The organism is Erythrobacter sp. CCH5-A1, assembly GCF_001557115.1.
Classification (GTDB): domain Bacteria; phylum Pseudomonadota; class Alphaproteobacteria; order Sphingomonadales; family Sphingomonadaceae; genus Erythrobacter.
Genome location: NZ_LSKQ01000244.1, coordinates 1 through 1,372 on the forward strand (window position 1 = coordinate 1; position 1,372 = coordinate 1,372).

Sequence of the window (1,372 nt, forward strand, 5' to 3'; positions counted from 1 at the left end):
CATCTGTGGACGCCCCGAAAGATGCAAGAGTAAATTCGGGTCTTGGCGGTAGTCGGATGCTGCCATCTGTCCGGCCTGTTTTCGCGGCGCTGTGCCGCTGGCCCGTATGGGAGTTCGCGAACCGGATCCACATCACCCAGGCGTGCTCTAAGGCACTGTGGGAAGCACTGGTTTTCCGGTCCCGTCTCGCCGACTGTGGTGCCATACCCTCCTTCGATCTCTTACCTCTACCGACGACCTCTGGTCCGCCTCAGCTTACGCTGCTGCCGCGACCGGAGCCTTGTAATCCTCACCCTTCGTCAGGACCGCCCAGATGATCCGTGCAGTCTTGTTCGCCAGCGCGACCGTGACCAGCATGCGCGGCTTTCTGGCCAGCATCTGCTCGAGCCATGAGCCGCGCGGGGTGCCGCGCTTGCTGGCCTGTAGTACCACCGCGCTGCTGCCGATGATCAGTAGCCGTCGCAGTGTGCGCTCACCCATCTTCGAGATCGAGCCGAGCCTCTCCTTGCCGCCGGTTGAGTGTTGTCGCGGTGTAAGCCCGAGCCAGGCTGCAAAGTCGCGGCCTCTGGCAAAGCCCTCTACTGGCGGGGCAAGAGCAAGCAGCGCGGTTGCGGTGATCGGCCCGATGCCGGGGATGGTCATCAACCGCCGGGCTGCTTCATCCTCGCGGGCACGCGTGGCGATCTCCTTGTCGAGCAGCGCGACCTGTTCGTTCAGCTGCTCGAGCTGGCCGGTCATCACCAGGAACATCGTGCGTGCCGCCTTGGGCAGCGATGCGCCGATCTCCTCGCCTTCCTCAAGCAGGCTTGCCAGCACGCTGATGTGCGAGGGCCCCTTGGGCGCAACCCATCCGAACTCGGTGAGATGACCCCGGATCGCATTGATCAGCTGCGTGCGCTGGCGCACCAGCAGATCGCGCGTGCGAAACACCATGCCAGCAGCCTGCTGCGCTTCGGTCTTGATCGCGGCATAGCGCATGCTCGGGCGCTGGGCTGCCTCGCAGATCGCCTCGGCATCGATCGCATCGCTCTTCGAACGCTTCACGAACGGCTTCACGTAAGCCGGCGGGATCAGCTTCACTTCATGCCCCAGCGCGCTAATCTCGCGGGCCCAGTGATGCGCGCCGCCGCAGGCCTCAAGCGCGACCACACACCGCGGCTGCGTAGCGAAGAACTCCAGCAGCTTCGCCCGGGTCAGCCGCCGGCTGAACACCATCTGCCCGCGCGCATCAGCGCCGTGCGCATGAAAAACAGCTTTCGCAATATCCAACCCAATCGTGCTAACCTCTGCCATGGACGCCTCCTTCTAGTGGTGTTCAACACCTCCACTATGGCACATCGATGCCGTCGGGGGGCGTCCACCCCATCACCCA

Annotated in this window: 1 protein-coding gene; it reads right to left on the minus strand. The window is 64.0% G+C overall.

Features of this window, described 5'->3' with window-relative positions:
• Positions 1 to 255: 255 nt before the first annotated feature.
• Positions 256 to 1,293 (minus strand): IS110 family transposase, encoded by a 1,038-nt coding sequence (locus tag AX708_RS15330; RefSeq protein WP_067490380.1) that lies wholly within the window; start codon positions 1,291 to 1,293, stop codon positions 256 to 258.
• Positions 1,294 to 1,372: the final 79 nt, after the last annotated feature.

Coding starts and splice junctions, on each gene's coding strand:
- AX708_RS15330 (WP_067490380.1), bottom strand. CDS start 1,293: ATGGCAGAGGTTAGCACGATTGGGTTGGATATTGCGAAAGCTGTTTTT.